Annotated in this window: 23 protein-coding genes and 1 riboswitch; of the genes, 7 read left to right on the top strand and 16 right to left on the bottom strand. The window is 43.1% G+C overall.

The window, feature by feature from the left end; translation table 11 throughout:
- Nucleotides 1–13: 13 nt before the first annotated feature.
- The 7 genes from M1E09_RS01690 to M1E09_RS01660 all read right to left on the bottom strand — a co-directional run bounded on the left by M1E09_RS01690 (nucleotide 14) and on the right by M1E09_RS01660 (nucleotide 8,323).
- Entirely contained in the window at nucleotides 14–1,288 is a 1,275-nt protein-coding gene (locus M1E09_RS01690; RefSeq protein ID WP_456273180.1) for a nucleotide sugar dehydrogenase, read from the bottom strand.
- 97 nt (nucleotides 1,289–1,385) lie between these two features.
- Nucleotides 1,386–2,684, bottom strand: a complete 1,299-nt coding sequence (locus M1E09_RS01685) for a UDP-glucose dehydrogenase family protein (RefSeq protein WP_456273179.1) — start codon at nucleotides 2,682–2,684, stop codon at nucleotides 1,386–1,388.
- 275 nt (nucleotides 2,685–2,959) lie between these two features.
- A complete protein-coding gene (rbsK, locus tag M1E09_RS01680) occupies nucleotides 2,960–3,820 on the bottom strand; it encodes a ribokinase (RefSeq protein WP_456273178.1) in 861 nt (286 codons plus the stop codon).
- A gap of 304 nt (nucleotides 3,821–4,124) precedes the next feature.
- On the bottom strand, nucleotides 4,125–4,259 hold the full coding sequence (locus tag M1E09_RS01675) for a hypothetical protein (RefSeq protein WP_456273177.1): 135 nt from the start codon (nucleotides 4,257–4,259) through the stop codon (nucleotides 4,125–4,127).
- 99 nt (nucleotides 4,260–4,358) lie between these two features.
- Complete coding sequence (locus tag M1E09_RS01670) at nucleotides 4,359–4,829, bottom strand: hypothetical protein (RefSeq protein ID WP_456273176.1); 471 nt, start codon at nucleotides 4,827–4,829, stop codon at nucleotides 4,359–4,361.
- 215 nt (nucleotides 4,830–5,044) lie between these two features.
- The gene (locus tag M1E09_RS01665) at nucleotides 5,045–5,743 is read right to left on the bottom strand and encodes a class D sortase (protein ID WP_456273175.1); all 699 of its coding nucleotides are present in this window, start codon (nucleotides 5,741–5,743) and stop codon (nucleotides 5,045–5,047) included.
- Between the two features lie 51 nt (nucleotides 5,744–5,794).
- Nucleotides 5,795–8,323, bottom strand: a complete 2,529-nt coding sequence (locus M1E09_RS01660) for an LPXTG cell wall anchor domain-containing protein (protein WP_456273174.1) — start codon at nucleotides 8,321–8,323, stop codon at nucleotides 5,795–5,797.
- Between the two features lie 849 nt (nucleotides 8,324–9,172).
- Here M1E09_RS01660 and murB point away from each other — a divergent pair.
- On the top strand, nucleotides 9,173–10,093 hold the full coding sequence (gene murB / locus M1E09_RS01655) for a UDP-N-acetylmuramate dehydrogenase (protein ID WP_456273173.1): 921 nt from the start codon (nucleotides 9,173–9,175) through the stop codon (nucleotides 10,091–10,093).
- Between the two features lie 294 nt (nucleotides 10,094–10,387).
- Nucleotides 10,388–12,157, top strand: coding sequence for a dihydroorotate dehydrogenase (locus M1E09_RS01650; protein ID WP_456273172.1), 1,770 nt, complete (start codon nucleotides 10,388–10,390; stop codon nucleotides 12,155–12,157).
- 406 nt (nucleotides 12,158–12,563) lie between these two features.
- On the opposite strand, the gene M1E09_RS01645 is transcribed toward M1E09_RS01650, so the two are convergent.
- The gene (locus M1E09_RS01645; RefSeq protein ID WP_456273171.1) at nucleotides 12,564–13,478 is read right to left on the bottom strand and encodes an acetamidase/formamidase family protein; all 915 of its coding nucleotides are present in this window, start codon (nucleotides 13,476–13,478) and stop codon (nucleotides 12,564–12,566) included.
- A gap of 169 nt (nucleotides 13,479–13,647) precedes the next feature.
- On the opposite strand from M1E09_RS01645, the gene M1E09_RS01640 reads away from it, so the two are divergent.
- The gene (locus M1E09_RS01640; protein ID WP_456273170.1) at nucleotides 13,648–13,845 is read left to right on the top strand and encodes a hypothetical protein; all 198 of its coding nucleotides are present in this window, start codon (nucleotides 13,648–13,650) and stop codon (nucleotides 13,843–13,845) included.
- 39 nt (nucleotides 13,846–13,884) lie between these two features.
- Here M1E09_RS01640 and M1E09_RS01635 read toward each other — a convergent pair whose 3' ends face one another.
- Entirely contained in the window at nucleotides 13,885–14,928 is a 1,044-nt protein-coding gene (locus tag M1E09_RS01635) for a GGDEF domain-containing protein (RefSeq protein WP_456273169.1), read from the bottom strand.
- Nucleotides 14,929–14,998: 70 nt separating this feature from the next.
- Nucleotides 14,999–15,084, bottom strand: a riboswitch (cyclic di-GMP riboswitch).
- A 276-nt stretch (nucleotides 15,085–15,360) separates the two neighbouring features.
- Between M1E09_RS01635 and trhO the strand changes: the two genes are divergently transcribed.
- Nucleotides 15,361–16,335 (top strand): oxygen-dependent tRNA uridine(34) hydroxylase TrhO, encoded by a 975-nt coding sequence (gene trhO / locus M1E09_RS01630; RefSeq protein WP_456273168.1) that lies wholly within the window; start codon nucleotides 15,361–15,363, stop codon nucleotides 16,333–16,335.
- Nucleotides 16,336–16,443: 108 nt separating this feature from the next.
- Here the strand turns inward: trhO and M1E09_RS01625 are convergent, their stop codons facing one another.
- The gene (locus M1E09_RS01625) at nucleotides 16,444–17,256 is read right to left on the bottom strand and encodes an RDD family protein (RefSeq protein ID WP_456273167.1); all 813 of its coding nucleotides are present in this window, start codon (nucleotides 17,254–17,256) and stop codon (nucleotides 16,444–16,446) included.
- Between the two features lie 109 nt (nucleotides 17,257–17,365).
- Between M1E09_RS01625 and M1E09_RS01620 the strand changes: the two genes are divergently transcribed.
- Complete coding sequence (locus M1E09_RS01620; protein WP_456273166.1) at nucleotides 17,366–18,346, top strand: stage II sporulation protein M; 981 nt, start codon at nucleotides 17,366–17,368, stop codon at nucleotides 18,344–18,346.
- Here the strand turns inward: M1E09_RS01620 and M1E09_RS01615 are convergent.
- The 6 genes from M1E09_RS01615 to M1E09_RS01590 form a co-directional block, all read right to left on the bottom strand.
- Entirely contained in the window at nucleotides 18,324–19,679 is a 1,356-nt protein-coding gene (locus M1E09_RS01615) for a DUF58 domain-containing protein (protein ID WP_456273165.1), read from the bottom strand. The two genes, M1E09_RS01620 and M1E09_RS01615, sit on opposite strands and share 23 nt — an antisense overlap.
- A complete protein-coding gene (locus M1E09_RS01610; RefSeq protein ID WP_456273164.1) occupies nucleotides 19,630–20,559 on the bottom strand; it encodes an AAA family ATPase in 930 nt (309 codons plus the stop codon). The genes M1E09_RS01615 and M1E09_RS01610 overlap by 50 nt, the downstream gene beginning before the upstream one ends.
- Entirely contained in the window at nucleotides 20,556–21,680 is a 1,125-nt protein-coding gene (locus M1E09_RS01605) for a DUF4350 domain-containing protein (protein WP_456273163.1), read from the bottom strand. The genes M1E09_RS01610 and M1E09_RS01605 overlap by 4 nt, the downstream gene beginning before the upstream one ends.
- 12 nt (nucleotides 21,681–21,692) lie before the next feature.
- Nucleotides 21,693–22,334 carry a DUF4129 domain-containing protein gene (locus M1E09_RS01600; RefSeq protein WP_456273162.1) on the bottom strand — a complete coding sequence of 214 codons (642 nt, stop codon included), beginning with the start codon at nucleotides 22,332–22,334 and terminating at the stop codon, nucleotides 21,693–21,695.
- An 87-nt stretch (nucleotides 22,335–22,421) separates the two neighbouring features.
- Nucleotides 22,422–23,372, bottom strand: a complete 951-nt coding sequence (locus M1E09_RS01595) for a hypothetical protein (RefSeq protein ID WP_456273161.1) — start codon at nucleotides 23,370–23,372, stop codon at nucleotides 22,422–22,424.
- A 451-nt stretch (nucleotides 23,373–23,823) separates the two neighbouring features.
- Nucleotides 23,824–24,960, bottom strand: coding sequence for a sensor histidine kinase (locus tag M1E09_RS01590; RefSeq protein ID WP_456273160.1), 1,137 nt, complete (start codon nucleotides 24,958–24,960; stop codon nucleotides 23,824–23,826).
- A 191-nt stretch (nucleotides 24,961–25,151) separates the two neighbouring features.
- On the opposite strand from M1E09_RS01590, the gene M1E09_RS01585 reads away from it, so the two are divergent.
- Complete coding sequence (locus M1E09_RS01585; RefSeq protein ID WP_456273159.1) at nucleotides 25,152–25,589, top strand: hypothetical protein; 438 nt, start codon at nucleotides 25,152–25,154, stop codon at nucleotides 25,587–25,589.
- A 14-nt stretch (nucleotides 25,590–25,603) separates the two neighbouring features.
- Nucleotides 25,604–26,158, top strand: coding sequence for a hypothetical protein (locus M1E09_RS01580; protein ID WP_456273158.1), 555 nt, complete (start codon nucleotides 25,604–25,606; stop codon nucleotides 26,156–26,158).
- Nucleotides 26,159–26,189 lie beyond the last annotated feature (31 nt).

Below are 26,189 nucleotides of genomic sequence, written 5' to 3'. Positions count from 1 at the left end.
TTTAAAGAATTCATTAGTTCTTGGAATCTCCAATTACTTTCACTTCAAATCCTTCTTTTTCCCAAGCACTTCGGTCGATACAGTTCTTCGTATCGAATATCATCTTTGTTCGAATATCACCTGAAATTGTGGAAGGATCGAACTCTTTGAATACATTATGGTCTGTCAGTACAACGATGATATCGGCATGGTTAACCGCTTCATGTAAATCCTGCGTCTGCTTCGATAACTTATTCTCTTTTATATGCGGGTCATACGCTGTATAGTCAATTCCCAAATGTTCAAGTTCCTGAAGGACATGAAGGGACGGGCTTTCTCTCATATCATCGATGTTTCCTTTAAACGCAAGTCCGAATACAGCCGCTCTTCCATGCTGAATACCTTTAGTATCCAGCAACGCTTTTACTTTTTCCGCTGTATATTTCGGCATGTTGTCATTGGTCGTTCTTGCAAGATGAATGATTTGTGACAGTTCTGGCTGCAGCTCGACTAGGAACCAAGGATCAACCGCAATACAGTGTCCGCCTACACCCGGTCCTGGCAAATGGATATTCACTCGAGGATGGAAGTTCGCCAGCTTGATCGCTTCCCAGGCATTCACTCCGATTTTGTCACTGATTTTTGCGAGTTCATTTGCAAAAGCGATGTTTACATCACGGTAGGTATTTTCAATGACCTTTACCATTTCTGCTGTTGTATCATTTGTTAAATGAATGGTCCCTTTAACAAAAACCTCATACAATTCTTTTGTTAACTTTGATGATTTTTCATTAATGCCGCCTACGATGCGGTCATTATTAACAAGTTCTTCAAACACTTTCCCTGGGATAACACGTTCAGGAGAATGGGAAACATATAAATCCGTCCCCATTTCCAGACCGGATTTCACCAGTTCCGGAAGCATGACATCCTGCACCGTACGCGGTGGTACAGTGGACTCAAGGATGACAAGGTTTCCTTTTTTCACATAAGGCGTGATGGCTTCTGTCGCCTTGCGGACATATTCCAGATCAGCTGATTTATCCTCCTTGATTGGTGATGGCACGGCGATGATGAATACATCCGCCTCTTCCGGAGTGGTAGATACTGTCAGATTACCGCTGTCAATTGCAGTTTCCAGTTTTTCCTGAAGGCCGTTTTCTTCTATATGAAGCTGTTTATTTTGAATCATATTAATTGCACGTTCATTGATATCCACGCCATGCACTTTGATGCTGTGGTTTGCAAACATGACAGCTGTAGGCAGGCCGATATATCCTAAGCCGACGACACAAATCTTGTTGAACATCTCACAAAACTTCCTTTCGTAAGTACTAACATAAGCTTTAAAGTTTATTATATCGAATTTAAGGGTTACTTAACACCATATTTTTGTCAATATCTTTTTATATTCTTCCTATAGAAAAGTATTGAATACCTTCTTTCTCAACTTTACGGGGTGAAAAGCAGTTCCGCCCGTCGAACAGGACAGGGTTTTTCATATGGGTCTTATACCCTTTCAGAGAAAAGGATTTTATATCATCCCAATCTGTTACAATAAAAGCCATATCCGCCTGGTTCAGAGCCTCTCCGATTGTATCGTTATATACAAGCTTATCACCATAGACCTTTTGGGCTTTTGGTTGGGCAATCGGGTCATACACTGAAATGTCAACATCCTCGAGCAGTAGTTCGTTGATCAGTTCGAGTGAAGGCGACTCTCTGATATCATCTGTATTTGGTTTAAAAGAAAGGCCAAGAACAGCTGCTTTTTTCCCGGAAAGGTGATTGTTGAAGTGATCCCTGGCTTTTTCAAAGAGTTTTTTCTTTTGATTTTGGTTAACGACAAGCACAGCATCCATTATATGGCTTGGCGCTTCCACTTGTTCCGCCAATTTTATCAGCGCTTTTGTATCTTTTGGGAAGCACGAACCGCCATAACCTATCCCCGCTCTCAGAAAATGAGGGCCGATCCGATGATCCATTCCCATACCGGCTGCCACTTGTTCGATGTCTGCCCCCGTTTTTTCACAAAGATTGGCGATTTCGTTTATAAAACTTACCTTTGCTGCTAAAAATACATTGGAAGCATACTTGATCATTTCTGCACTTTTCGTATCCGTACGAATAACAGGTATGTTAAAGCCTGAGTAAATCTTTTGGACAAGATCGCCAGCTTCCCTGCTTGAACTGCCTATAACAATCCTGTCGCCATGAAAGGTATCTTGTATTGCAGAGCCTTCTCTTAGAAACTCAGGATTGGACACAAATTCCACTTTTACAGATGAAGGTGTTCTTTCTTTCATAATCCGCTTTGCCCAGTCATTGGTTCCGACCGGTACAGTGCTCTTTATGACCAGGATAGTGTCATCCTTTATAGTGTCTGCAATTTTCTTGAGCACACTCTCCACATACTCCAAATTGGCGGAACCGTCAGGGCCCTCAGGTGTTCCGACTGCAATGAAAATACATTCCTTTTCTTTATAGGCCATACTGGCATCGGTAGTGAAAAGCAGCCTTGAAGCTTCTATATTTTTCTTTAGAAGTTCATCAAGCCCCGGTTCATATATGGGAGATTGACCCGAGTTCAGAGAATCTATTATATCTTGGGATATGTCGTAGCAAGTAACCACATGGCCCGCTTCCGCCAGGCACACTCCCGTTACAAGCCCTACATACCCTGTACCCGCAACCGCTATTTTCATAATATAAAACGTATCCCTTCTATATATAATGGTGGAGTTAACTCCAACCACCGGTTTTAGCAAGTTTATAGTAACATCTATTTCAGTAATTTACATAGTTAAAACCTTTTAAATGGATATGTACCTATCCAAACATCAATTTTATTATATCTTCAGTGTAATAGATACATGAAAATAAATGTGTAATAAAAGTGTAAATATTGTATTTATGTATGTGTCCTATCCCTTACCCTTTATAAATGGGTGAAAAACTTCTCCCGTGGGGGGAGTTTTTATCATTCTTCGAGCTCCTTCCTAGTTGGCATCCCTGATTGGGCGCCAAGCTTTGTTACAGAAAGAGCTGCTGCCTTAACGGCAAACTGACAGGCTTCCTTCAGGGATTGTCCTTCTGCAAGTGCAACGGCGAGCGCCCCGGTGAAGGTATCCCCTGCTCCTGTTGTATCTTTTGGTTTTACCTTTGGCGGAAAGAGTGAAGTTGTCATTCCGTGGTCTGGATAAGTGACACCTTTTTCACCTTTGGTGATGATGAGTTTCTTTAGAAGTTTTTCTTTATCTCCTTTATATTGATTCAACAATTTTACAGCTTCGTTCTCGTTAGGTGTCAGCCAAGTGACTTGTTCGATGATATCCTCCGGCATCGTGATATATGGAGCAGGATTCAGGATGACTTTCACTTTTCCCTCATTTGCAAACTGTATGGCTTTTTCAACACTTTCTTTTGGAATCTCCAGTTGAAGAAGAAGCCAGTCGCTGTTGAGTATGATGTGTTTGTGTTCTTCAATAACTCTCGGAGTGATATGAGCGTTTGCGCCAGGTACTTCAATGATCTTATTTTCACTTTTGCAGACTGTGATGGCGGCAATGCCTGTTCGTTCTCCTTGTATTACTTTAATAGCTTGGGTTTGGACCCCTTGGTTTTCCAGGTGGCTTAGATATTCCTGTCCGTATAGATCGTTACCGACCGCCCCGATCATTTGGACTTCAGCTCCTAGTTTTGCCGCAGCTACTGCCTGGTTGGCACCTTTCCCGCCGAAGTTTGTGTCAAACTGTTCCCCGATGATTGTCTCGCCCCACCCAGGATCCTTCCCGGTGATGGTCACCAGATCCATGTTGATGCTTCCAATAACCGTAATCATCAAACCTCTCCTCCCGTAGTACCTCTTAATGGAAATATTATAGTAAATGGCATAAAAAGCATAGTTCTTCAATCCTTTAAAGCGCTAAGAGGGAGTTTGTTGGGAAATGAGTAGTTTTTTCGCTAATCTGCCTACCATTGCAAAGGAAAAGTTAAAAGCTTGGTTGCAGAATCTATTATAAATTTTATTGGTTAAAAAGCTGGGAATGGGTTCACACACATTCCATCCTCGGTTCAGGAAGGGCTCGAAAAACAAAAAAAGAACCAGTCCACTGATGGGCTGGTTTTGTTTAAATGTATGATTGTTACTTCTTTTTGTAGCCCATGGGTGAAGGTTTGCTGCGATAGACACGGTTTGCGGATAAATCCTCTCCGCTTTTTTCCATTCGTTTGGCATCCTTTTCATACATTTCACGTGCTTTCATGAACAACAGTGTCACAGTCTCTCACCCTCCTATAAAAAAGTTAGTTTCTAGATACCCGGCCATCAAGTTTTTTAAACATTTTTTCAAAAAGAAATTTATTAATCAAACGTTTGATTAAAACCGGTAATCCCATAAAACCTTCCACTCTCCCTTTTCAAGGACAGCATAGCACTTTTGCTTGATCTCCATCACGCCGAATTGACTGTTATAGAACATGGTCACATCAGCAAGCGTCACATTTTTGAACACCGGACCGTCTTTGGACAGCTTCCATTCTTCGACTTCTTCCATTTCCCCGATTTCCACATCAAATGACTCCACTCCCATATGCCCAAGGAAAACATGGTTTTTGGTTTGAATATAAGACGATTTCTTAAATCGCTTCTTCATCTCCGAGTGAAACAGCTCCCAGGCATTTCCGAAGTCGGCATCTTGTTCATATTCGTAAAACTGTTTGATGACACTTTCCGGGGAAGATGGAGGACTGTTTGGCCCCCCACAAGAGCGCAGTATCAAGATTAGAATGAGAATGACAAACAGGACTACCCCAATCAGAGGCAGTGGTGTGTTTCTTCTTCTCCGCATAGTATTCTCCTTATTAAATGCCTTGGTCTATATGTATGACAACCTTCAGAGAACTATGAAAAAAATGCATGCGCCACCTTATTCCGACATAGGGAAAAGGGATTGGTTTCCCTTTTGTTTCAAGGAGCTCGGTTCAGAATCATCTTACCAAAGTTCTAACAATGCATTTTTACTTTACAACAAGAAAAAACAGCTTCTCAAACGAGCTGCTTTTTCTATTGCATTTCAGCCCGGATAATTAACCGATTTATCGGATTATCAACGGGGTCGCACGTAATGAGTGTCAAAATTGGTTCATCACTGTTTTGGAGTACAGAGAGATTATCTGGCTTTACGATTTTTGTGCTGAGGATTTTATATTCAAAAGTTCCTTCCCTTGTCCTTACTTTGATCAAATCACCTTTCTCTACCTCATTCAACCTGTTGAACATCTTGCCATATTGCCTGCTTCGATGGGCGGCAATAGCACTGTTTCCATTGTGACCCGGCAACACAGTCCCGCTAAGGTGCCCTGCTCCATACTTTAGATGATACTGAGAAGCTCCTCTCAATATTGGCAGTTTGACATTGATTTTATCGATTGTAATGATTCCAAGTATATTTTCTTTCAACGGCTCTTGTTTATCTTCTGTCTCTGTCAAATCATTATCATTTGGGGAGGTTTCCCTTTCTGCTGCCTCGACTGTATTTTCAGATGAATCAAAGATACCATCCAGGCTTATATAGTTTGACCGGGCTTCCTGTTCATCAGGATTCTGGTTGATTTGGTCATTATTTTCAGTCCTGATTTCCTGGCTTTCCCAGTCCTCAATTAGATTATTTTGCTTATAGGAGTTATAGTAGTCAGTTGCTGTTGGATACAGCATGACCCCAATGCCAATAAGAATGAATAAAAATGCTATCGCCCTTTTCATAGTTCACCTCAATATTGGAATAGGAGGGGAACCGCTTCCCCTCCCACTTTATTACTCTTCAAATTTCTTTTTTCTGATGCCGAATACACCAAGTGCGGAAATCAGCAGGCCTGTAAGATAGAACAGCATATTGCTCTTCTCTCCAGTGTAAGGAAGCATGCCGCTTTTCTTTGTGTCTTCATCAGAGTCATCGGCAGCTGCCTCATCGGAGTCTGAATCGTTATCCGTATCATTATCTGTATCTGTGTCTGTGTCATTTTCCACATCAACATCAACGTCGACCGTAACCTCTCCGTCTTCTACTGTAAGACTATCTTCATCAATTTCGATTACATGGGATACACCGGCCACGACCAGCTTAAGCTCCAGCAATTCTTCAACAGTAATATCAAGATCGGCTAAATCAAGTACAAGCTTGCCGTCAACAATTTCAAGTTCCACTTCTTCATCATCGCCATATACAAGAACCGCGCTTTCGATATTACCTTCGAATTCTCCAAGATTGATAGTGATGCCAGTAAGAAAATCGCTGTCATCCTCAGGTACATCCGGAACTTCAATTACATCTTCAGTAATCGTAATAGCCAAGACTCCGTCTGCATCGAGTTCATATTCCAAGTCTGCAAGATTGATAGTATATTCTTCCCCATCAATCATCAGCCATATAGCAGTAGCATTTTCAAGGTAAAAGTCTTCTAAATCATCAACATCCACAAGAGTACCGTCCGCAAGAACTATTTTTGCGTGATCAAGTTCAATGCCTTCCGGAAGTTCAAGATTCAGGTCATTTACTGGTTCGTAGAATACATCCAGCCCAAGGTCGATGTTCAATACACCTTCGATAGCATCCTTTTCAGATAGGTCGATAGCATATTCTACACCATTGACCATCACTGTGAGGTATCCAAGATCTTCTATTAAAAGTTCGTGGTCAATTTCGAAATCAAGGCCATCCGTAATATCCAGGTCGATAACCGTCCCGTCAACCAGAATCAGTTCTGCGCTTTCCACTTCGATATCATCTGGAACATTTAGATTAAGCCCCGTCACTGCTGTTAAATCTAAGTCAAGGTCAGCTTCCTCTACTGTGATATCCAGCACACCATCTGTTAAATCATCTACAGTAATGTCAATTGTATATTCTTCTCCATTAATCATTACCCAAAGCTGAGCAATTTCATCAAGAGTAACTTCCCCTTCTGCCAGCAGAACGAATAAATCTTCTGAAGCTTCAAGTTCAACCAATGTACCATCGGTTAGCACTAACTTAGCACCTTCCATTTCAATATCTGCCGGAAGCGTTAAGTTCACCTTTGTAACAACATCTAAATCAAGGTCAGCTTTGTCGATAATGATATCCAGTACGCCATCTTTCATCTCTTCTGCAGTAAGGTCAATTGTATATTCTTCTCCGTCAATCAACACCCACAACTGGGCAATTTCATCAAGGGTAATTTCTCCTTCCGCGATCAGTGCGTACAACTCTCCTGATACTTCAAGATCTACCAAAGTACCATCCGCCAGTACTAATTTAGCCTTTTCTAATTCGATTCCTTCAGGAAGATTCAATTCAACTTTGTTGACAATGTCTACATTAAGACCCAGATCTGCTTCTGTCACTGTGATTTTAAGGACACCATTTTCATCAGTAACTTCAGTCAAATCGATTGTATATTCCTCTCCATCAATCATTAGCCAAAGTGCTGTCACACTGTCAGCATCCACTTTAGTCTCACCAAGGAAAGCGAAGTCAGCATCCTCATCAAGTTCAACGTAAGACCCATCGCCAAGCTTCAGCTTGGCATCATCCACTTTGATTCCACCAGGTAGAACAAGGTTGACACTGGTAAGCAGGTTGGCTGGCTCCTCTTCGTCTGAAAGGGAAACACAAGAGTCAATCCAGCCTGAAATATAGGATTGTACTTCTGCCAATAGCTCTGAGTATAGATAAGTGTAAGTCTGACCGTCTGCAACGATCTCAATACCTGCTACATTGTCTAAATCCTCCAAATTTCCATTAAACCAAGTTCCATCATTGTATTCAAGCACAACCCGGGAACCGTCAGAAAGCACAAGGGAAAAGGCAGAAATTTCACCTTCCAGGATAGACTTAATGATTTCAAGTGAAAAAGTGTCTGTGGAAGTTTCAGGTTCAGTTGTTTCAATTGCAGTTTCTTCATTTTCATTATTGGCACTTTCTGAAGACTCGTCCTGACCTTCAGCTTCTTCTGTCGCTTTCTCTTCTTCTGTCTCAGCAGGTTGTTCTGTTGTTTCTGCAGATTCTTCAGTTGTCTCAGCAGTCACAGTTTCCCCCTCATCCTCCTCTGCCTGAGGAGTTGCTTCAGTTGTCTCTGCTGGCGTTTCGGCCGTTTCTACTGTTTCTTCTGCAGGTTCCGTAACCTCTTCGGTTTGTGTAACTGTTTCACTAGTTTGAGTGGCTTCAACATTTTCTTCGTTCAATACATTTACCGGGACCTCCGCCTGATCGTCTGTATTAGCCGCTGCAGGCAATGCGCTGAAACTAAATAGAGTTAAAGTAGTACTGAGTGTAAGGGGTAAAATCTTATTATTTTTTTTCAATCTCCATACCTCTTTTCATAAATTAGTAGTATTAGAATCATTCAATTTCATAAGTCGATCGTCCGAGTACAGATGGGCTTCTAAGTTATGCTTTCTTTTTCAACTATCAATCCAGTTATAAAATCGAACTTGCAATCAATTAGTTTAATTGTTCTGATTCTTCCTCCTTCCCCTTCAAGATTTTGGCCGCCTTCAAGGATTTTCGGTCACACAGATCATGTCCTTCTCAGTTAGTTATGTATGCGCCTTTATTTACCTGATCAGTTAGCGACTTACAATAAGGGGATTACCCGGCAATAGAACAGATAAACCATTAGTCCTAAAAAAATTGAAGATTTTCATTCAAAAAAACTATTTAAGCACTAATTATCATGAAGGATTCACTACCTTCCCAGGCGATCTCTATTTTTGGTGTTAAATATCTATAAAAAGGAAAAATATTCCTAAACAACTCTTATGGGAGGCTTAATATCACAATGCACACCTTAACCAAGATCAGATCGTTTTGGCACAAGTTCATGCTTGGATACCATAAAACGATATTGGAAGGCTGCCTGGACGAAGAGTTAAAGACGAAGATAAAAACCCAAATTGATTATCACAAAATAAAAGTGATACAAGAATATCAACTTTATTTAAGTGAAGTTGATTCTCTACATACTTTTATCCCCTCTTTTGAACACGACAGATTTTCCATTCAAAAATGTAGATGAATATATTATGATTAAGTAGCTGCCCATAAAAAAACCGCTTGAAAAAGTTTAACTTCAAGGGTTATTAGGCATATAATTATAGAAGCAAGGCTTATACCTAAAAGAGAAATAAAACTTAAAAATGGGAATGATGTCAATGATCGATAACAAGAAAATTCATGATAAATTGATGGCGGTTGTTAAAACCGAAAACATTAAAGTGGATGAAATGCTGAAGGATCATCTCTATACAAAGCTTGGCGGGAAAGCGGATTTCTTCATTACACCGACGACGTATGAGGAAGTCCAGAATGTCGTGAAGCTTTCGAATGAAGAGAACATCCCTTTCACGCTGCTGGGGAATGGATCGAATCTGATTATTAAGGACGGTGGTATCCGTGGGATTGTCATCAATCTGAAGCATCTTGATGATATTTCTGTGGACGGTACGACGCTGGTTGCGCAGAGCGGTTCCCGTATCATTGATGCTTCAAGGAGGGCTCTTGCCGAAAAGTTGTCCGGTTTGGAGTTTGCTTGCGGAATTCCCGGAACGGTTGGCGGTGCTCTTTATATGAATGCCGGTGCTTATGGCGGTGAAATTAAGGACGTTCTTGATTATGCCTATGTCGTAGATAAGGAAGGGAATCTCGTGAAGCGTCTGGCGTCTGAGCTTGATTTGGATTACCGTACGAGCAATATCCCTGACAATGGCGATATAGTGCTGGAAGCGACTTTCAAACTGAAGCCTGGTGAATATGAGGAAATTAAAGCTGTGATGGATGACTTGACGTACAAACGTGAGTCGAAGCAACCGCTTGAGTATCCATCTTGCGGATCTGTTTTTAAGAGACCGCCTGGCTATTTTGCCGGAAAGCTGATTCAGGACAGCCAGCTGCAGGGGACGAACATCGGTGGTGCCGAGGTGTCTACGAAGCATGCCGGTTTCATCGTCAACAAAGACAACGCGACGGCGAAAGACTATATCTCATTGATTGAACACGTACAGAAGACGGTTAAAGAGAAGTTTGACGTCGAGCTTGAGCGTGAAGTGCGGATTATTGGTGAGGATTTAGAATAAGTCAACAAAGGACGGCTGTACGCTTCAATAGGCGAAGCACACAGCCGTCCTTTCTTTAATGCGCTATAAGGGACTGTCCCTCTTAGTGTTTTAAAGTGTTAAAGATTTTATATTTTATAACCTCCATTAAACTTCTAATAAATTCCTCCCATTATATTCATTTATCATCCATCTGCAATCCTTGGACATGTTAAACTAACAATAGAAAACTAGGGACAAAGTGAGAGTGGATCTCTCCGGAGAGGGATGGATACGGCCGCTTTCCCCATGTCCACCTGAATGTGAGGAATTGACATGCCAGATTGGTCTTATCATGTTGTTTTTAAACCGATATTGAATAAGCTCTCTCCTGTGACTTCGCGGGATTTTATACATCAAGGAATGAACCGGATTGCCTCCCTTCCATTCGGTTCTCATGTCATCAATTTTTTAGGGAGGGAAGAAAGCTCTCTCTCTTTGAGGCAGCAAATAGATGGAGTGGCTTTTGCCAATCCTGTGGGGCTGTCGGGAAAAATTGACCCTTTCCTGTCGGGCACAAAAGCTTTTACAAATTTAGGGTTTGGCTTCCTAGAGGTTGGCCCCGTTTCATTAGAGGGAAAAAGAGATTGTGATGGGCCAATTGTCGACAATGCGAATCAGAAGGTCTTGTTTCAGAAAAGTTCAATCGGGGCGAATGTTGCCATCGATAAACTTAGAAACGTTAAGAGAAAACAACCTATTCTTATTAGGCTGGCTGGCAGTAACAGTGAAATCAAGACCTTGATACAGCAGCTTGAAGGGTTTGCCGACGGATTTATTTTAGATGAGGCTAATGACAGCTTCGCTTCCCTTACAGAGAAACCGATCTACCTTTCTATCTCATCTGTTGATAATTTTAAAGTTGGCGAGCCCGATTTCCATTCGGGTGTCATCATAGATTTGGATGAACAGAATAAGGATGCAGATTCGATTCAAATTAAGAAACTTAGAGAACGCGGTTTTTCAAAAACGATCATTACATCTGGTGCTATTAGAGAACCTCAGGATGCAATGGAATTGCTTGATGCGGGTGCCGATTTGGTTATGCTCTCTGGCGGCTATGTATTTTCTGGCCCCGGGCTGACGAAACGGATTAAAGAGGCATTGGTGTCCAGAGCCGAACCTGCGGTCTTGCCACAACAAGGCTGGTTCGCCTATTGGCTATTCGGTCTGTTTATCTTCCTCGGCGGGTTGCTTGCTCTGTTATTCAGCATTACATCAATTATTTTGCCTTATGACGAAATGTTCCTGGGAATGAAACGGGAAGCAATCTGGTCATACAACAAACGAATTATGCTGTTTATGGCTCATGACCGGATGACGCTCGCCGGCACGATGGTTTCCGGCGGGATCGTTTATATGAAACTGGCCAAGTATGGAGTTCGCAAGCAGCTGAGGTGGGCTAAGCAGGCAATAGACGCAGCAGGTATCACCGGGTTCCTTGGGATTTTTGCGTTTATAGGATTCGGCTATTTTGACTGGCTTCACCTGATTTTCTGGCTCGTGCTGCTTCCGTTTTTCGTGTACGGCTTTGTTAAAACTAAGGAGATTGCGGGAACTCCCGCTTCGGCCAACCTGAGGAACCACCGCTCGTGGAAGAAGTCCTTATATGGACAGTTTCTGTTTGTGTTATTAGGGTTTTCCTTTGTGCTTGGAGGGGTTGTCATCTCGTTATACGGCGTGACATCTGTTTTCGTCCCTACCGATCTGCTGTATCTGTGTATGTCTCCTGAGCAATTACAGTCCTTTAACGAAAAACTCATTCCGGTAATTGCTCACGACCGGGCTGGATTCGGAAGTGCATTATTGAGTGTAGGTTTGCTTGTTCTGATGCTTGCTCTTTGGGGCTTTCACCAAGGAAGTCGCTGGGTGTGGTGGACGTTTCTGTTAGGAGGGTTACCCGCTTTTATCGCAGGGATTTATATTCATATTGCCATCGGGTACACGAGCTTTGTTCATTTATCACCAGCATATTTTGCCATCCTGCTTTATATTGGCGGTTTGCTGATGACCTATTCATTTTTTCATAAAGAATCAGATGAGTGAGTTGAGCGCCGGAATGACCTCTCGCCCATAGAGAAAGGGACAAGGCTGCTTCTTTAACCTTGTCCCTTCGACATATTTCCCCGGGAATTGTTGGAATTTTTGTTGTTTATATTGTGTTTAACTGCGGTATTAAGGTTATATATACAAACTAGGCCAATTAGAGCAGTTCTTCATCAAGACATCACTAGGAAAAATCCAAAAAAGGAGCGATTCTTATGAAGATTAAAGTGAAAAGCTGGAGAATGCTTACGCTGCAGGATAAAATGTTCATCTTGAAAGCAATCAGCCAACGTTCTCAGTTGAAACAAAGTGCCTGAAGTTTCCTATATCTACACTAATTTATCCAAGTTTTGGCCGGCCTAGTTCGTTCATTTTTTCTTCCTTAAAACCCTTCCCTCTTCCAACTCTACTCATTTGATTTCACAAATGTTGGATAACCGATTCCATCTAAAACATATCTAGGTACAAAAAACCTTGCCGTCATCAACGGGTCAACGATTTGTGAGATTTGCGACTGTCCGGATGCACTGAAAAGCATGGTGAGTTCGTTGAGAGTCAATTCAGTATGCGGCAGCAGAGTGTTGATCATGATTTCAGTTGCACTTTTGGCAGCTTCATCAACGGTCGGCTTGGAAACGATGACTGCAAGCCCCTCTTTATTTTCCACAAAAGGATAAGGAATGGCTGTGCCTTTCAGCACTTCCAATTTCACTGTCACGTTTCCGGCAATTTCAATTCCGGTCACACTGATTTCCCCGTCTCCCATTGCGGCATGCAGATCTCCCAGTCCAAAAAGTGCTCCTTCCTGGAAAATCGGTAAATATATTGTACTTCCTTCGGCGATCAGCTTGGTGTCCATGTTTCCGCCGTGTGGTCCAGGCGTTCCGTTGGAGACAGCCCCTTCAGCGGGTGCGGTTCCAATGACGCCGATCATCGGATTGAGCGGAATTTTCAGTTTATCGTTAAAAACAGCATAGTTATCCTCTATCGGAATCATTTTGACTTCCGCTTTCTCGATCCGGTGGCCCATCACCCCCTGGCCCGGTTCTACCATCATGACTCCCCGGTCTTCCAATTCGATTTTTTCAATGCTTACTTTTAAAATATCTCCCGGTTCAGCATTCTCGACATAGATTGCGCCTGTTGCAGGATTGATTTGGTCCCAGTCCATGGCAGTCAGTACCGTGTTCTCTGAAGTGATCTGGTCTCGAAAACAGTCGCAGGTTTCAATAGTCAGAGTTGTGCCGGATGGTACTTTGTGTGAGATTATATTTGCCTTGCTGAAAGCGTAAAAGATGTGTTTTTTCGATATAGTGGTCATTGTGGATCCCCCTTCTTTACGATTTTATCTTTAGAGTACCATATCGTGTTAAAGATACTTACCCTACTCTGGCTATGACCCTCGAAATTTTTTTAAGTTTATGTCAGCCTTCAGCGGGAAAGTAATAACTGAAAATACCAGACACTTACCGCGAAGGGAGAAAATCACATTGAAGAACTTTCAAGTAACATTTCATTTCGCCAGTGACCATACAGTTGTTAATTTTATAGAAGAAAAGACGGAATCCCAGGTGCTTCATAAGGTTTTCGGCAATAACTCCAGCTACTTTGATTATAAGGAAGATAATGTCCTTTATCGCGTGGCGCTGGACAAAGTGACTCATGTTTCGATTAAAGAAGTGGACTAACACTAAAAGGATGAAAGCCAAGTTGCTTTCATCCTTCTTTTATGCCCGGGAGTATGTCAATACCAGGTTCCTTCCGCTGTTTTTGGCTTCGTAAAGGGCTTTATCGGCTCTGTTCAATAGGGAGTCCAGAGTATCGCCGCTTTTCAATTCCGTCACTCCGAAGCTCGCGGTTAGATTTCCGATAATCGAAAATGAATGCTGTGAGATATGCTCCCTGATACTTTCAGCAAAAGTTTGTGCTTCTTTTAAATCTTTATTTTTTACTATCAGCATGAATTCCTCGCCGCCCCAGCGTCCGAGGATATCCCTCTTCTCTAGCATTCCCTTTGTGATTTTGGTGAACTCCTTCAGCACAAGGTCACCGGTGCTGTGACCATAAGAATCATTGATTTGCTTAAAATGATCAATATCCAGGTAGATAATCGAAAGTTCTCGCTGAGCCTTGATTGCATTCAGCAGCACTTTGTCGATTTTTCTGCGATTGGGAAGGCCCGTGAGATAATCAGTGTTGGCCATCTCCTCCAGTACCTCTGCTTTAATATAGGTTTGTTTTACCGTCTGTAAAAAAAACAGGGTCATGATGAAAACAAGGTTTGCGAACATGTATTGAATAAGGATCGATACCGCAGGAGTGCCGATCAAGTCAGGAAGCTTATATATCCCTACGCACAAGAACCAACAATACGTAATGGCTGTCGCAATCAATGCCCAGCGGATATTCAGAAGCAGAAACAGGAACATATAAAACATCGGCATCCAGAATGTAAAAGGTCCGAGTGACATGGTTTGCTCTAATTCATAGCTGACAACATAGGTAAACTTGATGGCAGCGACAAAACAGATGGCAATAATCATGAATTTTTCTGCCATTTCAATCCAGTCTCGTTTGAAAAATACAATATAAAGCGAAAAACTATAAAGGGCAACAAGGACAGGAAGAATGATCATATTAACAGGGTCCGGATTTGGCAAACGGCTTTCATCGTACCAGCCCAAGCTGGCGACAATCAAAAAAATCGGCAGCAAAAAAGCATAAAATCTGTACTTTAATTTTTGTAACGACAACGGAATTGCGTTTACCATAAGAATTCTCTCCCTGTATCATCTATTCTTGTGCAAATAAAAAAACGCACTAAAATGGGCGCAATTCGTGTTGTGCAACTGGCTGGCATATCCCTTCGGATGGTAGCCCCTGTAGTTTTGCGTCCCAGCCTTTCGACTGATTTGCCAATATTCAAAATGTAGTTCTTATTTCCTATATCTTACACCTGATTTACTTTCAATTCAAGATTTAAGTGTGTTAAAGCTATTACCCCAATCTTTGCTTTATGACTTTAAAGCACTAAGAGGGACTGTGTGTGGTGACTGTCACGACCCGGTTTTTGTCGAATGACACTGAAATGTAAAAAATTACAGTAATACTTTTTACGTTTTTTTGCTATAATAGACAATCGTAAGAGAAATGGCATATTGCATTTATATCTTGCAAATATAAATCGATAGGTGGAATTGAATATGAGTGAAACAAAACCTTACAGAGTCCTTCTGTACTACAACTATGTAACAATTGAGGACCCTGAGGCTTACACGAAGTATCACAAGAAACGTTGTGAAGAAATGGGCCTTAAAGGTCGAATTCTGATCGCATCTGAAGGGATCAACGGAACGGTTTCCGGAACGATCGAAGCGACAGACCAATACATGGAAATGATGAAAAACGATCACCGCTTCCATGATACAATTTTCAAAATTGACGAAGCGGATGAGCATGCTTTCAAAAAATTGAAAGTAAAATATCGTCAGGAGCTTGTTACACTAAGGCTTGAGGATGATGTCAACCCTCATGAAATCACTGGTGAATATTTGGAGCCGAAAGATTTCTATGAGCAGATTCAACGCGAAGATACAATCTTGCTTGATGCAAGAAATGATTATGAATATGATTTAGGACACTTCAGAGGAGCGATCAGACCGGATATCGAAAACTTCCGCGATCTTCCAAACTGGGTCCGTGAAAATAAAGATATGCTAGAAGGTAAAAAAGTAATCACATACTGTACGGGCGGAATCCGTTGTGAAAAATTCTCAGGCTGGTTAAAACGTGAAGGCTTTGAGGATGTAGCACAATTGCACGGCGGCATCGTGACTTATGGGTATGACCCGGAAGTTCAAGGCGACCTATGGGACGGCCAGCTCTATGTATTCGATGAAAGAATTGCCGTGCCGGTCAACCGTAAAGAACATGTGGTTGTCGGGAAAGACTACTACACAGGCGAACCTTGTGAGCGCTATGTGAACTGTGCGTACCCGCCATGTAACAAAAAAATCCTTTGCTCTAAAGAAAATGAGCATAAATATATGAGAAGCTGCTCTCACGAATGCCGTACTCATGAAGAGAATCGCTACGTAATGGAGCACAACCTTTCTGAAGAAGAAGTAGCAGAAAGACTGCAGAGAATTGAAGAAGAAGATAACGCTGTAAAAGCATAAATTATATATTGAAAGCTTGAGGATCTCATCCTCAAGCTTTTTTATTTCTTCATCGCTTTAAAGCACTAAGAGGGACAGTCCCTCTTAGTGCTTTAGAGTACTGAAGTGTCAGAGTTCGAATTCCCATTCATCTTTCATATACAGATAGGTGACGAGCAGGCAGTTTTCGAGCTGCTCGAAGGTTTTGCCGTCCTGGTCGATTCCGGCTTTCGGGAGGATGATTTCGGCGATTTGCCTTGTCAGGATGTTTCGCTGATCCTCTTCCAGTCCGTTGAAACGCTGGCTGTAGGTTTTGAGCAGCTTCCACTCTTTTTCCCCAAGCGGCTTCAATGCTCCCTCATCGAAGTTGATGCTTTCTTTGCTTAATCCTCTTGACGCTATTTCTTTTTCAATTGCCGTTTTCTTCCCCGGCTTCTTTTTCCCTCGTTCATGGACGACAATCGTTCCAGCTGTGATATCGCCGAGGCGTTTGTGTTTGCTGTGGAAGAATACCATCAGCATGCCGACGAAGTAATAAGCCGGCAGCATATCAATGATTCTCACCAGGTTACGGATAAAACTTGATAACAACGTGATGCTCTGGCCGTTTTGCTGGATTACGCGGATACCTATTAATTTTTTCCCAAGCGTTCTTCCACCGGAAAAGAATTCATAAACGAAAAAATATCCCCAGTTAAGGACGAATATCGCCACCACTGCAAGCGCAAGCGTGCCGGAACTAAACGCCTGTGTTTCCATCAAAAAAGGATCATACGTCTGCAAATTCATGGACATGATCACTAAAATAATGATGACTATATTAATAACCGTTAACAGCAGCTGGTCAATCATGAACGCTGCTGCCCTGCTCCCGAGCCCTGCAGTCTGAAACTGAAGAGACACATACTCGGGAGTCTTTATATCTACTTGCTCATCATGCATTATGAATTCCTCATTTCTTGTCTTTTGTACTATAATAGTAGATAGGTGACAGGCACGACCCGAAGTTTGTCGAATACATTCAGAATTTTTAAAAAAGCAGGTGTTACATATGAATTCGAAACAATTCATCCAGCAGAATCGCCAGGAGTGGAAAGAGCTGGAGGAACTTATCGCCACCATGCACAAACGAAAAAGCAAAATCAAGGGGACGGATATCGACCGATTCAGCCGGCTCTATCAGAAAGCCGCCCAAAATTTGTCTTACAGCCAGACCTACTTTCCCCAGGAAGAAGTCACACCTTATTTAAATGATCTCGTCTCAAAATCTCATAATCTTTTATATCGTGACCAAGTTTCCAGTTTCAAGCAGGTTCGCCACTTTTTCAGCGTCACCTTCATCGGACTTTTCCTCCAACAGTGGAAAATGATCCTGTTTGCCATGCTGCTTTTTACCATTGGCGCCCTGGGGAGTTTCTTCTCTGTAGCCGATGATCCGCTCCATATCTATTCAGTTCTTCCCGAAAGTATGGCACAAAACTTCGATCCTGAACGGCTTGGCGATAATGAAGGGGCAGTGGATTCACCTATGATGTCCGCGACCATCATGACCAACAACATTCAAGTGGCCATCCTCGCTTTTGCCGGAGGGATCACTTTTGGGTTGCTAACCGTTTATCTATTAATCTATAACGGCATCATCGTCGGCGCGATTGCCGCGCTCTTCTGGCATTACGGTAAAAGCTATGAATTCTGGGCTTACATTGTGCCCCACGGCATGATTGAGCTTACCGCCATCTTCATCGCAGGAGGTGCCGGCCTGCTCATGGGCTACAAGCTGTTCGTGCCCGGCCGTTACTCGCGCGGCTATCAATTAAAGCAGCAGGCAAAACGCTCAGTTCTGCTGCTGCTCGGGACAATTCCTTTATTCGTCATCGCTGGGATCATCGAAGGATTCATTACCCCTTCCACCCTTTCATTCGAGGCGAAGTACCTGGTTGCTGGCCTGACCCTTATCGGCTTGGTTCTTTACGTACTAATCGGATCAATGCTTTTGAAGAAAAAACAACCTACAGCAATCCCCGGTTCATAATATCGATATAGTGGGAAACGGCCGAAGCTGCCAGTTTCTCTTCACGGGCCTCCGCCACTTGGAGGCCTCTTTTTTCCCACTTCACTTTTTCACGCCTCTTAATCAGCAGCTGTTTTTGCGCCATGCTTTTGATCATCGTTCCTTTTACAGAAGACGGTTCCTCACCTGCCCTCTCCAATAGCGTCCGATCTACTATTCCAAGCATCAAAAACAGGTGCCGCTGACGCAAACGCTGCAAGTATGTCAACGCCCCGCCTTCATGTAGAAAAGATCCAACATCGCTGAACAGCAATAAGAGGCTGCGTTTTTTCTGCACAGTCTGGAGATATCCCAGCACCGCTGCATAGTTCGATTCAGCAGAATCCACTTCGAGGTTATAAATGCTTTGTAAAATCGTTTGAAGATGGGCCATCCCTTTGGCAGGCGGCACGAATACCTTCACATCCCGTGAAAAAGCAAGAACTGAAACATAATCACCGTTCTGCAAGGCAGCGGCACTGACGGTCATCGCCGCTTCCAATGCTCGTTCCAACCGGTTGCCCTTCGTCAGCTCCGCTCCCATCATACGACCGCAATCGATTAACACAGTAATATACTTTCCATGCTCCGGCTCGAATTCATTCGTCATGACCTCACGGAGTTTCGCCGTCTGCCGCCAGTTGATTTTCCGTGGATCATCACCGACTGCATAGTTTCGTATTTTTGAAAACTCCCCTGCACCGCTTTTCAGCTTGCGGATTTTTACTCCCTCGTAAAGAAGGAACTGCTGTGCGCTTTCCAGGAAGCGTTTCGTGTCACTTAAATCCGGTATGACTTTGACTGTTTCTTCTATTGTAAACGTTTTTTGTTTTTCCCAGAGGCCAAGCTTGCTGCGGTAGCGGAAAAACAATTTTTCTATCGAATAGTTCCCTCTGACTGGTGCCGATGTTTGATATAATATCGCTGTCGATCCTTCACCGGTTGTATCTTCCAATGGAAACGGCCTTTCGAAAGACTGCGGCAGTCCGTCGACAATTTTATAGATAAAAGGCTGCCGGGATCTGCTCTCAATGTTCACCTGTGCATAGTACGTCAGCCCTCTTTCCATTTCTGCAGGCAGTTCCCTCGTTACGCTCAGTTCTTTTTTACGTGGTGAAAAAAACAGGTCGAGGAGGCTAGCCACCAAAAATAGCAGATTGACTGTGATTACCTCTGGCCACGAAAGCCCCCAAAAGGTACCCCCGATCAAAAGCAGGGATATCACGAAAAGTGCGCCGACCAGCCTTCCCGTCGGCAAAATCCCTTTATCTCGGAACAGGAACCGTCCCCACAAGTTCTTCAATGATTGTGTCAACCGTCGCTCCCTCCAATTCCATATGCGGGGATATTTGAATTCTGTGCCTTAAGGCAGGACGCGCCGTCATCTTGATATCATCCGGGGTGACATAACCCCTGCCCGCCATATACGCCCAGGCCTGAGCGGCTTTTCCGATTGAAATCGCCGCCCTCGTGCTGGCGCCAAATCGGATTGCCTCGGTATCTCTTGTTTTGCGAACGATTTTCATGATGTAGTCCAGGACGCTGTCACTGATGGTTACATCTGCAACTTCCTTTTGAATGCTTGCGAAAGCATCCGTGTCCAGAGAAGGCTGAACGGAACCAGCACTGAAAACACCTTCAATAACAGACTTCAACACTCTTTTTTCTTCTTCCAACTCAGGAAAATCAATGTTCAATTTGAATAGAAAACGGTCCTGCTGTGCTTCCGGAAGCGGATAGGTCCCTTCAAATTCGATCGGATTTTGAGTCGCAACTACGAAAAACACGTCAGGCAGTTGATACGTCTCCCCCTGAATCGTCACTTGCTTTTCTTCCATTGCTTCCAATAGGGCCGCTTGTGTCTTCGCAGGCGTTCGGTTGATCTCATCAGCCAAAAGGATGTTGGTAAAAATAGGGCCTTTCAGCGTTTGGAACGAACTGTCCTTCATATTGTAAATCGTGCTTCCGGTAATATCACTCGGCAGCAGGTCAGGCGTGAATTGAATACGGCTGAAATTGCCTCCAAGCAGGTTCGCCAACGTGCGCACCATTTGTGTTTTCCCTGTTCCTGGTACTCCTTCAATCAGCACATGGCCGCCTGCTAAAATAGCAGACAGCAGAAGACGCAGATTCTTCCCCTGTCCTAAAATTCGATTTTCATATTGTTCCAGTAAGGATGCTAATTCAGGCTTCATCCTTCCTCCACCTCTTTCCTTAGTCGATCCAACTGTTTCGACCATAATAAGTATTCCTGCTTGCTCATTTTTTCTTTTTCCAAAACAGCTGTTAAACCTTTTACGAAGCTGTCTGCCTCTTTTTCAGTGACTGTTTTCCATTTGCGGAGGATTCCTTCCGTACTGTCAGCCCACTCCTTGCTGTAAGGGATGCCCCATTTTTCCTGTAAAAGCAATTTTACATAATCCGCTTGGATGCCGAGAGACTCTGTGAACCTTTTCCCCCTGATATACCAGGCTGCCAGGGCTTTGATTCGTTCGTCACTGAACCTTACATGCTCTTCGCGGGCAATGTCTATGAGTCCGAAACGTTTTCCTCGATACCAGAGCCAGAGGATGATCAGCAGGACGCCTTGTAAAATCAACACCAGGAACCACATTGGGTAAAGTGTCAGCACAGTCGACTCATTACCAGCACCATGGATGTATTCATCGAACAAGATATATTCTGCATTACTGTTATTCATAAGCTCCAATACCAGCGGCAGGTGATCGTGTTCCAAGATGGCATCGTTCGTCATCCAGATGGGTGTTGTGGCGACGATCAGGCTGCCGGCGCCTACTGAACGCTCGATCGCAATCGCTCCAGCTTCATCTGATAAAAGCACTTTATCTTGTTCAGCCGTTTCAATTCTCACCGGTGACGGAGTGACAGCCTGCCATTCTTCACCTTCCGAGCTGGTGACCGTCGACACTTCCTCAAGAGCATTGGCAAAACTGCTCGTCTTGATGTCAAACATCCCGGCAGGATTGCTTTTAAAAAGGAGGATGGTGTTACCTGCCTCCATGAACTCCCGGTACGCTTCTGTCGCTTCTGTTTCCGGGGTGAAATAAGGCTCGATCATGATGAGTAATTCTTTTTCTTCGTCATCTTGGAGCACTGCCGGGAAGTGCTTCCATCTATCCACTTTGCCTGTTTCATTTTCCAGATATGTATAAATCGCCTTCGTTCCCATCGGAGCCGGAGATTGGGAAAGGTAGTTCGTGTACTCCTTGGGTGCACGGGATTCGATGATAACGCTGAGTCCCGCGAATACAAGCAGTACGGCTATAAGTAAGATGATCTTTTTATTTCTCGCCATCCCTTCCCCTCCTTATGCTTCGATTTCCTGTTGATTTTCTTCGAGACGCTCCATCGCCGCTTCTTTGAAAGCGGCAAATTCCTGTTGAGAGATTTCCCTTTCGCCATAGGCCGCTTCATCGAACATCAAGGCTAGCGAATAAAACTGCTGAGCCCACTCCTGATTGACTTTCTGCAGCTCTTCATAGTACTCCCAGTTCGTTTTCCACTGCCTCGCCACCAGCCATTCTTTTTCATGAAAATAAAGGAGCAGCGCCAAGAAAAGATGGCGGACGGCAAGTGAATAGTCCCCTGTGTTTTCCTGCTTTTCGGACTCAGCCAGATGCTCCGTGAATGACCAGTCTTTTTGAGCGAGATGCTGCAGGGGCTTTTGGTGAGCGAATTTTCTTTTGTTATAAAAGTTTCGGGACACGACGATAAGGATGCCGGCCAATGCCACAAGCCCCAGAATTACAAGCGCAAATGTAACCATCGACCCGCCGCTTCCGCCTGAAACCTGAAAATCCGGAAACAATCCGTTCAGCCAGTCTATTACTTTGTCTTTTATATCCTGCCAGAGCTGCTGAAAGAAGCCCTGGTTATCCCGTTCGTAAACGGTGTATTCCCTGCTTTTGAGTATATCCTGCAGTTCGTCTCTGGCATTATCTTCATTCAACAAACGGACTCACCTGACTTTCTTTGCAGCAATGTTGCCTGGTACAACTCCTTCGTTTTGTACCAGGCACTCTTTTCTGCCAAACTATTAATCTTCTTTATATTCTTCAATCATTTCCTGCAGGTCTTCCGCGTCGTTCCTTGCTTTCAGGTCAAAGAACATGACAGCAAAACCAACGGATGTAAAAACGGATGTAGCTATTGTGACAAGATTAAGAATCAAGGTGAACAGGACGCTGAGCCCCAAGGTTGCGCCCAGGACAAATTCAAAGGCTGTCGTAATGACTCCTGTCAGTAATAAGAGGACAAGATACACACCAAACGCAAGCCAGCCGCGGCCTTTTGTTAGATTCCAGCTCGTGCCAATCCCCGGCGCATCTTTATCAATCGCCACCACTCCAAGGTAAAAACTCCAGCGCGTGACCAAATAGCCGATTCCAACCGCTGCAGCCAGTAGCACCAGAAGCATAATCAAGATGGTGACGATTGAACCCGCAAGCGATTCTCCTGTCATAAGACCTGAGAATCCGGCAACAAACACTCCGCTGATGCCAAAGATGAATAATGGAACGACGATGATCCCAAACAGAATCAATCCAAACACAATACTGCTTCCAACCAGCGGCCAGAAACGTGAGAATCCCTGCTTGATGATCTGTCCTACGGTAAAATCCTCACCCTTTCTGATATGGTTCACTCCGAATAATACAGCAGCACTTGCTACCAGCGAGAAAACCGTACTTACAATGCCCAGCAAACCAGAGGCAATTCCTGCTCCAATGCTTCCTGCATTCATCGGCTCCGTTTCAGCCGTGCCTTCAAAACTTGTCAGGATCTGTTCAAACCAGGTATTCCCCGGGCCTACTTCTCTGAAAAAACTTGTTCCTGCCATTAACTCAAACAGCGCTTGAAGCAAATAAATCGGCCCAAGCAAAATCAGGAAAACCAAGAAAAAGTCCATAAACTTGTTCTTGCTCAATCTAAATGTCTGATCCAAAATCTGGCCAAAACCCTTTGGCTTATTCAACTCCGAATTCATTACGTTTCCTCCCAAATTAAAAAATCTCAATATAATGACTATTTTATCATTTTTACAGGCAAATTCGACTAATAACTGTAACTTTTTTCAAATGCGCTTTGGCGCACCACCGCACTAAGAGAGCCAGGCCCTCTTAGTGCGGTAACGCGGTAGTGCAAGAAAAGGGACTGTCCCCTTTCCCGCTTCACCGTAATATAGCACACTCAAAAACTCATAGTGTCTGGATCAGAATCAAATATAAACCTCACCTGCTGATGGTCTAAAAAATCAGTAAAACTCGACGTACAAGTTAAAGCCACCAATACGATTAAATACAAAAAAACTATCAATAACCGCAACATGAATCAACTCCCGTCTCATCATCATTGACAATTATTGATAGCAATGGTCTTCGTTCACTTTAACCCTTTAAAGCAGAAAAAGGGACAGTCCCTCTTAGCGCGTTAAAGGATTAAAGCAGCATTCCCGTCAAAGTCTCTCCTTTTGCCATTGGGATCCTCACTGTAAAGGTGGTAAGTTCAGCCGTTGAAGTGCAATCGATACCACCCCCATGCTTTTCGACCAGCTTGCGGCAGATATACAGACCGATCCCCGTCCCAAGCTCCTTCGTTGTATAAAACGGCTCAAAGATAGCGTCCACTGCCTCTGCTCCTATTTCCGGCCCATTATTAGAAACTTCTATCTCAATGTTTTCATCAACTAAATTACAGCTCAGCGTTATCTTTCTTTCCCCTTTTACCTGCTGCAAGGCATCAATGGAATTCATAATTAAATTCAAGAAAACCTGCCTCAGCTCCTCTTTATTCCCTTGAATATACACATTGGAATCCAGATGAGATTTAATTGATACATCCCCATCCACCAGACTTGGATAGAGAAACTCTATCAACTCGCTTAACATTGTAAAAACAAGGAACTTCTCTTTCTTGCTCTCAATGATTTCTTTTCTCGAGACATGCAGAAATTGAGAAATCCGGTAATTTAACTGATCCAGTTCATGGCCCATCACTTCCAAGTATGGCAAGTCCGGATAATCATTTTTCAACAGCTTGGTAAAGCCAATGATGGAGGTCAAAGGATTTCTGAACTCATGTACAAAACTCGAGCTCATCTGCCCCAGAATCGTCAGCCTTTCTTTATGAGTCTGATCAATATAAAGATCTTTTTCCTTTAATGCTTTATCTTTCAACTCGGTATAAAAACGCACAGCAAAATAGGAAAAACGATCGAAAACACTGTTGATTTCTTCGATAAAAGGATGCAGTTCCTCGATCTTGATACCAGAACTGCTCACCCACCTAATAATCTCGCTTCTTCCCACATTTACATTGTAAACAAACTCACTGATATTCGTATTGGCTTCCACACGTTCCTCAGCAACTTTTTCAGCCAGCACCTTGATTTCCTCTTCACTAAGCGGACTGGCAATCGCCCTTCTGACAAGCTTGTACATCCCAATTCCATTCTTCACGACTTCTTCTCTATATTTATCATCTTCCGCCACTACCACTCTATTTCTCCAGGTTTGTAAAAATTCCTGGAAATTCTCATCCAAAAACATTGCAAGCGATTCAGAAGTTGTTGTCATTCAGCCACACCCTTAATAATCTTATTACTACTAATAATAACAAAAAGTATCGTGATTTTTCGGAAAATTTTCCTTTTTAAAAATATATTTAATGATAGAATAGGAACAGGAGGTGAAAAAAGGAAATTCATTCAAATCTGCCAGTCCCCAGCCAACCCAGCCCCGGGTAAAAAAAGAATTGGAGGTCCTACATGAAATCTACCACTAAAAAACAAACCCTATTGAATGAAGAATTGATGGAAAAACGAGATCGGATCAAGGAAGATATTTGTATGTTTTACATGGAACGCATCCCTGATACCCTCGAAATCTTGTATGAAGAAGCCCATTTTGAAAAAAAGCTTCAGAACCTGGAACCCCTGTTTGAATCCCCATTCCACTACAAATTCATTGAGCATTACGGATTAAACCTCTTCGTAGACGGCTTCATGTTCTCCCTTTATAAACAAGCCAACTTGCTGAATGATTTTATGAAGGAAAACATTTCACTAGAAGTAAAAGAAAGACTGGATGCGATGGCCCAAGACGCCAGGAGAGACTTCAACGAGCAGGAAGTAGAATGCTTCACCCTCACAGCTTACAAAATTTTCGAGTTTGGAATCGAAGCCGGAAAGGGATATACTCTTTAAAAGAGGTGATAATCGTGGACGAGACCTTAAAAGAAATACTGAATAAGTTAGATAAAATCGATGAACGGTTTGATGAGCAAGAACGAAATTTCAATGACCGTATGGATAAACAAGATGAAAAGTTCAACGCAAGATTTGATGAACAAGACGCTAAATTCACAGCAAGACTTGATGAACAAGACGCCAAATTCACTGCAAGATTCGATGAACAATATGCCAAATTCAGTGCAAAATTCGATGAACAAGACGCTAAATTCACTGCAAGATTCAATAAACAAGAGGCTAAATTTGACGCTCGAATGGATGCCCAGGACAAACGTTTTGATTCACATGACGAAAAATTTGATAGGCAAGACAGAAGATTCGACAGTATCGACCGCCGTCTGGCCAAGCTTGAAACAGGCCAAGGTGAGATCAAGGAAACGGTCAAGCGAATAGAATCCAATCAAAACGAAGATGTCATCGCTCTCCTAAAGACATTCCACACTAAAATCGATTCCCAGTCAGAAGTTTTGAACAGAAGGCTCTTTCAAGCAGAAACCGATATATTAAAACTATCCAAAAAATAACAAAAAGACGAGTCCAGTTTTCCCACCGGAC

The organism is Bacillus sp. AK031 (assembly GCF_053903065.1).
This window is presented reverse-complemented; position numbering and strand designations above follow the sequence as displayed.